This is a genomic window from Anoxybacillus andreesenii (assembly GCF_030813005.1).
Classification (GTDB): Bacteria; Bacillota; Bacilli; order Bacillales; family Cytobacillaceae; genus Robertmurraya; species Robertmurraya andreesenii.
The window spans coordinates 1-7,400 of the sequence record NZ_JAUSTU010000052.1 but is presented as its reverse complement, the minus strand read 5'-3'; the positions used below and the strand labels follow the sequence as shown (position 1 = coordinate 7,400).

The window sequence follows — 7,400 nt, the reverse complement described above, 5'->3', positions numbered from 1 at the left end:
TGGAAATTTCAATATCAAGAGAGACTTTTAAATCATGAAATCGCTACCAATAATAAGGTGAAGAAATTTCTGCCCACAAATACTTGACTCAATCAAACATTTCCGATCGTTTGATAAAAAGCACCTAACCATGGTATAAGTGTAAAAGAAGCAAAGGACATTTAAGCTTTAAAATTTTGGGATAGTGGCTTGGTTGCGTTCCCATAATGAAAGGATTAGAAAGATGAAGGATAATTTTTGGCGTGATTTACCACGACCTTTTTTTATACTGGCACCAATGGAAGATGTGACGGATGTTGTTTTTCGCCATGTAGTAAGCGCGGCAGCTAGACCTGATGTATTTTTTACAGAGTTTACAAATACGGAGAGTTATTGTCACCCAGAGGGGATTAAAAGCGTGCGTGGGCGTTTGACTTTTACTGAGGATGAGCAACCCATTGTCGCCCATATATGGGGAGATAAGCCTGAATACTTTCGACAAATGAGCGTGGGTATGGCGGAATTAGGCTTTCGGGGTATAGATATTAATATGGGTTGTCCCGTGCCTAATGTGGCACAGCATGGAAAGGGAAGCGGCCTGATCCGTCGTCCAGAAGTTGCGGCAGAGTTAATCCAAGCAGCAAAAGCAGGAGGATTACCCGTAAGTGTCAAGACAAGGCTTGGTTACACGGAAGTAGACGAATGGCAGGATTGGCTGACACATATATTGAAACAAGATATTGTCAATTTATCCATTCATCTCCGTACAAGGAAGGAAATGAGCAAAGTAGATGCTCATTGGGAGCTGATTCCGGAAATTAAGAAACTTCGTGACCGGGTGGCACCAGATACGCTTTTGACGATTAATGGGGATATCCCTGACCGTCAAACTGGGTTAAAGCTTGCCAATGAATATGGTGTTGATGGGGTCATGATTGGGCGTGGTATTTTCAATAATCCATTTGCCTTTGAAAAAGAACCCAAGGACCATAGTAGTAAGGAATTGCTTGATCTCTTAAGATTGCATCTGGACCTCCATGATAAATACTCAAATTTAGAGCTGCGCTCATTCAAGGCTCTTCATCGCTTTTTTAAGATCTATGTTAAAGGATTTCGAGGGGCGAGCGAATTAAGAAATCAATTAATGAGCACAGAGTCAACAGATGAAGTACGTGCGATGCTTGACAACTTTGCGTCAAAGAATCTTGATGGAATAGGGGTACTTGAATAAAAAAGCCCTCCCCCGAAAATGAATAGGGGGAGGGTTTCTCTGTCAAAAGAATAAATCAAGAATGAAATAGGATATTGCTGCAAGAGTAGCGGAAATAGGCAAGGTAATGACCCATGTAATGAGCATCCTTTGCGCCGTGCCCCACTTAACTCCTTTTAGGCGATGGGAAGCACCGACTCCTAGAATGGATGAAGAAATAACATGTGTTGTGCTGACAGGCATGTGAAGAAAGGTTGCGCCAAAGATTACGGCGGCTCCCGTCAAATCAGCTGCGACCCCAGTGACAGGGCGGATTTTCATGATTTTGCCGCCGACGGTTTTAATAATTTTCCAACCACCCATGGCGGTTCCTAATGCCATCGCAAGTGCACAAATAAATTGAACCCAGAGCTGAATATCATTGGAACTTTGATAATTATTGACGATCAAAGCCATTGTAATAATTCCCATCGCTTTTTGTGCGTCGTTGGTTCCGTGAGAGTATGATTGCAAAGCAGCGGTGGCAATTTGGATGCGCCTAAATCGTTTGTTTGTTTTCGGCAAATTACTATTTTTGAAGACCAATTTAATAATGCTATAGACGATAAACCCTACTCCGAATGCAAGTAGCGGCGATAAAAGGAGCGCCTTAATAATGGCAATAAATCCACTATAATTTAATGTGTTGAATCCAGCAGCGGCAATAGCAGCACCGGCGATGGCTCCGATTAACGCATGGGATGAGCTGCTTGGGATCCCATAGTACCAAGTGACTAAATTCCAGATGATCGCAGCCACTAATGCTGCAAGGATCACGGTCGATCCATTTTCTAGAGTAAAGGGATTGACGATATCCTTCGTAATGGTTTTTGCCACCCCTGTAAATGTCATGGCACCGACAAAGTTCATCACGGATGCCAATATAATCGCATGTCTTGGGCTGAGTGCTTTTGTCGAAACGGATGTTGCAATCGCATTCGCCGTATCATGAAATCCATTAATAAAATCAAATACGACCGCAAAAACGACAATTAATATCGTAAGGATAAGGATTGTATTCATGCTCGTTGGTTACTCCTTATGCATTTTTCATAATAATTGCTTCAAATATATTAGCGACATTCTGACAGTAGTCAGCCACTGTTTCAAGCTCTTCGTAAATTTCCTTATATTGAATAATTCGAATCGGATCCTTTTCGGTTTGGAATAAATGTTTAATCGAAGTCCGCAGAACCAGATCACATTTAGATTCATAGTCTTTTATCTTTATCGCATGCGCTCTTATTTCTTTCAGCTTCTTTTTCGATAATAAATGAATCGCAACCTCAATTTCTTCGGTACATTTTTGGATGGCATCAACAAACTGCAGCATATATTCATCAGCAGATGTGATGGAATACATATCAAATAAGGCAGCCGTACTTTCTAAGCCATCGAGGACATCATCCATATTCATTGCTAGTGCTAGAATATCTTCACGCTCAATCGGCGTTATAAACACATTATTCAAATCCTGAATGACTTGGTGAACAAGAGAGTCGCCTTTTTTCTCATAGTCTTTCATTTTTTCAAAAAAAATAGCTAAATCCTCTGTATTCCTTAACTTATAGTCGGAAAAATAATTCATACTCTCTGTTAAGTTCGCAGATATATTAGCCAAATGAAGATAAAATTGATCCTCTTTTCTCTTAAACATCTTCCTGTTCTCACCTCGTAAATTAATAATCGAGCTTTTCAAATAATAGCTTATTTTGTCGAAAGTTAATAGGAGATTAATGAAAAATTTACATAAACTTTACAATCGAAAATGCTAGTTTTGTATTGATTTAAAGAGGAATATATGTTAGCAAGAAAAGAAAATTGGATTAATAGCTTAAATAGTTGGGAGTTTCCATCTGAAGGCTTTGATCCGTATCCAAAACGATTATTTATTTTTGGTGGACTATTGTCCCCGTTTGCACCACAAAAAAACTCTTCAGTACCCTTCACTTTTATTATAAGGCTGTTTTCGCACGGATTGTGGTTCTGGAATGTCCTTAATACCGGCCATTCCGTTTCATACTAGGCGTGCGATACGCATAGATTGAGTAGCACTTTTCTCCGTTGTTTCTAGAGATAGTCTGCATCAAATACCGTTTTGTCTAATTATTTTTTGGTCAAAAGCAACAATGTTTGAGAAAAGAGCCTATAATAAAGTCTGACAAAAATTTGTATTATTATAAAACGATGTATTTTCTTGTAACTTTTTGTAGATTAATTTGTACCATGAAATAGAAAATACAAAGGAAAAAGAAAGAGAACTCCTTTAGTAATTCAACCAACTTTTTTGAGAAAAATTTTTAACACAATTTGTGAATGTTTTCACAGTTGTTAACCCTGAAGGAAGGTGGAAAATGATCGGTTGAAAATGAAATAATTTTTACTCTTTAAACAAATTCTGAGTAGAGACGATTAGATATTTCCAAAGTTCACAATCAGATTGGAGGTAACTTATATGTTTTGGCTTCAATTTTTTATCCTGCTTGCATGTATCTTTATAGGTGCTAGGTTAGGTGGGTTAGGGTTAGGAGTTATGGGGGGAGTAGGATTAGCCATCCTCACATTTGTTTTTGGTTTAGAGCCAACATCGGCACCTATTGATGTTATGCTAATGATATTGGCGGTTATTACTGCGGCTGGTGCCTTACAGGCTTCAGGCGGTATGGAATACCTTGTTCATATAGCAGAAAAGGCATTACGAAAAAATCCTAAATATATTACCTTTATCGCACCAATAGTTACTTATATTTTTACATTCTGTGCAGGTACGGGCCATGTGGCTTACTCCGTATTACCAGTTATTGCTGAAGTTTCTCGGGAGTCAGGTGTCCGCCCTGAAAGACCAATGTCGATTGCGGTCATTGCTTCACAGCAAGCCATTACTGCTAGCCCAATATCAGCGGCTACTGTAGCATTGCTAGCATTATTAACGGATTTTCAAATAACTTTACTTGATATATTGATGATTTGTATTCCATCTACATTTATTGCATGTATGATTGCAGCATTTGTAGTTAGTAAAATGGGTAAGGAGCTTCCAAACGATCCAATTTATTTGAAAAGGTTAGAAGAAGGTCTTGCACCAATTAAAAAAGATAAAAAAGCATATGAAGCAACCACTGCTTCAAAACTATCGGTTTCATTGTTCCTCTTAGCTGCGATATTAGTAGTACTTCTTGGTTCATTTGAACAATTACGCCCAAGCTGGGTGGTCGATGGAGTAGTTACTCGAATGTCAATGCCAGTAGCAATTGAAATTGTTATGTTGACAATCTCCGCTCTTATCATTATTTTCTGTAAGCCTAAAGTGGATGAAATTGTTTCAGGAAGTGTGTTTAAAGCAGGTGCAGCAGCAGTTGTAGCTATTTTTGGGATAGCTTGGATGGGTGACACCTTCTTTAAAGGAAATGCTGAATTTATTAATGGTTCAATTGCAGATCTTGTTACTGCAGCACCATGGTTATTCGCAGTTGCTTTATTTGCTCTATCCATTCTTCTTTATAGCCAGGCAGCAACCGTTAGAACCCTTGTGCCTTTAGGGATAACATTAGGAATTAATCCTGCTTTATTAATTGCAATGTTTCCAGCAGTAAATGGTTACTTCTTTATTCCTAACTATCCAACTGTTGTTGCAGCGATAAACTTTGACCGAACAGGAACAACTCGTATTGGGAAATATATTTTAAATCATAGCTTTATGGTACCAGGACTAATTGCTACCGTTGGTGCCATTGGAATTGGTATACTATTAAGTTCTATCTTATTATAAGTGTTGAACTGCAACAATTAACTATATTACTTGCTTAAAGTAAGCTAACCAACAATATAGTACCACTAGTAATTCCAAACATGATATTATAATAAAAATTTTAGCCCTTTCTATCCAAAGTGGATGACAGGGCTTTTTCAAGTTAAAAATGCATTAGTATTTGTGAATAATTTCACAAATACTAATGCAAAAGTTTATCTTTTTTTAAATTTGCTCCATTAGTTTTCTTTGGCTTCTTTTGCTTCTAAATAAAAGACTTCAATGAATTTTTTTACATTTAATCTGGATGGAACATTGTGAGTCTTTTTTCCATCTAGTTCTAGCATTTTCATTCTTACCTGAGTAAAATCAAAGAATTTCGATGCATACTTTTCAAAAATAGGGTTTCCATAGTCCGTTAATCCAATGGAAGCTAGATTATTTAAAGCTTGATGAATGGCTCTTCGTACTCTTTGCTCACTTGCTTTTGCTTCCTTATTAATACAGTTTTTGTTATTAGAGGAACTACAGTGTTCTAAGGCAACTTGCTCAAAAAGCTGTTTAAGAGAAGGAAATTGGAACTTATCTTTACAGTTAACTTCTAATTTAAATAAGTATTCAATAATATTTAATAAATCATAATACCCACTTTCACCAACAATTCCTAGTTCCATTAGGATCGTATTTCCGCTATGGGCAATTCCAGAAGTATGAACTTCATGCTTAATGACGGATGTCATATTAGACTCAATTGGTTTTTCCGTTATGCTGCTGTGATGAAAATTTGTCAAAGAAATTAATGATTGCTGGATATTTTTAATGGATTTTTCTTGTAAATAGTGCTTTATCTCATTTTGAATGACACTAACAACTTCGTATTTATTAATTGGTTTTGTAATAAAATGGTCAATTCCAAGTAAATATGCCTCTGCAACTGTATCCTTCTGATCAACCTGAGAGATCATAATGATTTTTCCTTTAAAATGGGGAGTAATGGCTCTAATCGTTTCTAAACCATCCCTTTCCTTCATTAATAAATCAATAAGTAGGATGTCAATATTTTTGTTGTTTAATAGCTCACAATCAACGTCGATTCCATCTTCTGCTTCTCCTTCAACGGTGCCCAGCCCTTCGGAAATAATGATTTCTGATAACATAGCTCTAACTGCAAGGGAATCATCTACAATAAAAAATCTCATTTTTTATCACCCCGTACTATTTATAGTATTTATCGGTAGTTGAATTAAAAAAGTCGTTTGCTTCTGTTTTTGATTAGAAGTAAGATTAATCTTCCCATTTAAGCCTTCGATTACTTCTTTTATATGTGAGAGTCCTATTCCGTTAGATGCAATTCCTGACAAATCATATTTAGTTGTATAACCAGGCTCAAATACGAGTGTTAGTTTATTCTCTGGAATTCCTGGTCCGTTGTTTTGAACCTTAAAAATTACATTTTGCTCGTCCTTTTCTACTAAAATAGTAACAGTTCCACTTTCTTGAATGGCTTCTATGGAATTAGTAATTAGGTTATTAATAAGGGAGAGAACAATAAAACAATTATAAGGTGGATGCTCTCCTAAAATATTTATTTCAAAATGTATATCCTTTTCTAGCATTTTTGCATATCGGCGATTACATTGGATGGCTACATCAATAATTTCTTCGATTGTTAGCAAATCAGTTGATAGTTTTTTTACTTTAAGCCTCGACAAACCAGAGTAGATCCTTTGATGATCTTTTTTTATTTCGTGAATTTCTCCGGCAATATTAAGGGCTGTTTTTGCGTATTGATTATTTTCTTTTGCGAGATTGCGGTATAGATCATAGCAGGCTTTCGTAGTATTTTCAGCGTTTTTCATCGACTTCTTTAACTGCACCATCTCTACAAATAAATCAGAAACTAGAACCAGCATTTCTTCATTTCTATTTCTCTGAAATGCCTCTGTAATATTTGCTTCCCGTAAGAGAAAGAAATTAAAGAACCCTAAAACAAAAAAGCTGCGAACAAAACTTATAAGAAATATAATTAAGAAATTATTTAAGGAAATCCATTCTGTGGAAAAATAATGTCTAATTGATACCTCGGTTACATTAGCGATATTCTCAATCATCATTCCAATAAAAACAATAAATACGGGCTTGTTATAGAATTTTTTTGTTTTAAAAAGATAGAAAAATAAACCGTATACAAAATAATAAAAGAACACAGGTAAATGATAAAAAAATTCCTCAATCAAATTAACTTGTCCTGGTCCTAAAACAGGTAGGAATGTACGAAAAATAACAACAGATAACCCAACAATAAAACCCGCTTGTAAAGGTTTTATTTTTTTTCGTAGAAAGAAAACCCTACGCTAGGCGTAGGGTTCTGGAAAGCTTATAGCGATGTATTAAAAAAATCCCAACCTGGTGTTAAAATAAATT

Annotated in this window: 6 protein-coding genes; 2 read left to right on the top strand and 4 right to left on the bottom strand. The window is 36.2% G+C overall.

Annotated features, from left to right (window positions below; genetic code table 11):
* The first annotated feature begins 223 nt into the window (after positions 1–223).
* Positions 224–1,210 (top strand): tRNA dihydrouridine synthase, encoded by a 987-nt coding sequence (locus tag J2S07_RS21365; protein WP_307152408.1) that lies wholly within the window; start codon positions 224–226, stop codon positions 1,208–1,210.
* A 42-nt stretch (positions 1,211–1,252) separates the two neighbouring features.
* On the opposite strand, the gene J2S07_RS21360 is transcribed toward J2S07_RS21365, so the two are convergent.
* Both J2S07_RS21360 and J2S07_RS21355 read right to left on the bottom strand, forming a co-directional pair.
* Positions 1,253–2,251, bottom strand: a complete 999-nt coding sequence (locus J2S07_RS21360) for an inorganic phosphate transporter (protein WP_307152407.1) — start codon at positions 2,249–2,251, stop codon at positions 1,253–1,255.
* A 16-nt stretch (positions 2,252–2,267) separates the two neighbouring features.
* Positions 2,268–2,885: a DUF47 domain-containing protein gene (locus J2S07_RS21355; protein WP_307152406.1), complete on the bottom strand. Its 618-nt coding sequence runs from the start codon at positions 2,883–2,885 to the stop codon at positions 2,268–2,270.
* A gap of 798 nt (positions 2,886–3,683) precedes the next feature.
* Between J2S07_RS21355 and J2S07_RS21350 the strand changes: the two genes are divergently transcribed.
* Positions 3,684–4,997, top strand: coding sequence for an anaerobic C4-dicarboxylate transporter family protein (locus tag J2S07_RS21350; RefSeq protein WP_307152405.1), 1,314 nt, complete (start codon positions 3,684–3,686; stop codon positions 4,995–4,997).
* Between the two features lie 218 nt (positions 4,998–5,215).
* Here J2S07_RS21350 and J2S07_RS21345 read toward each other — a convergent pair whose 3' ends face one another.
* Both J2S07_RS21345 and J2S07_RS21340 read right to left on the bottom strand, forming a co-directional pair.
* Positions 5,216–6,175 carry a response regulator gene (locus J2S07_RS21345; protein ID WP_307152404.1) on the bottom strand — a complete coding sequence of 320 codons (960 nt, stop codon included), beginning with the start codon at positions 6,173–6,175 and terminating at the stop codon, positions 5,216–5,218.
* 6 nt (positions 6,176–6,181) lie between these two features.
* Entirely contained in the window at positions 6,182–7,213 is a 1,032-nt protein-coding gene (locus J2S07_RS21340; protein ID WP_307152403.1) for an ATP-binding protein, read from the bottom strand.
* Positions 7,214–7,400 lie beyond the last annotated feature (187 nt).

What these genes read in the sequence shown, in the direction of transcription:
- J2S07_RS21365 (WP_307152408.1), top strand. Translation starts at nt 224, where the DNA reads ATGAAGGATAATTTTTGGCGTGATTTACCACGACCTTTTTTTATACTG.
- J2S07_RS21360 (WP_307152407.1), bottom strand. Translation starts at nt 2,251, where the DNA reads ATGAATACAATCCTTATCCTTACGATATTAATTGTCGTTTTTGCGGTC.
- J2S07_RS21355 (WP_307152406.1), bottom strand. Translation starts at nt 2,885, where the DNA reads ATGTTTAAGAGAAAAGAGGATCAATTTTATCTTCATTTGGCTAATATA.
- J2S07_RS21350 (WP_307152405.1), top strand. Translation starts at nt 3,684, where the DNA reads ATGTTTTGGCTTCAATTTTTTATCCTGCTTGCATGTATCTTTATAGGT.
- J2S07_RS21345 (WP_307152404.1), bottom strand. Translation starts at nt 6,175, where the DNA reads ATGAGATTTTTTATTGTAGATGATTCCCTTGCAGTTAGAGCTATGTTA.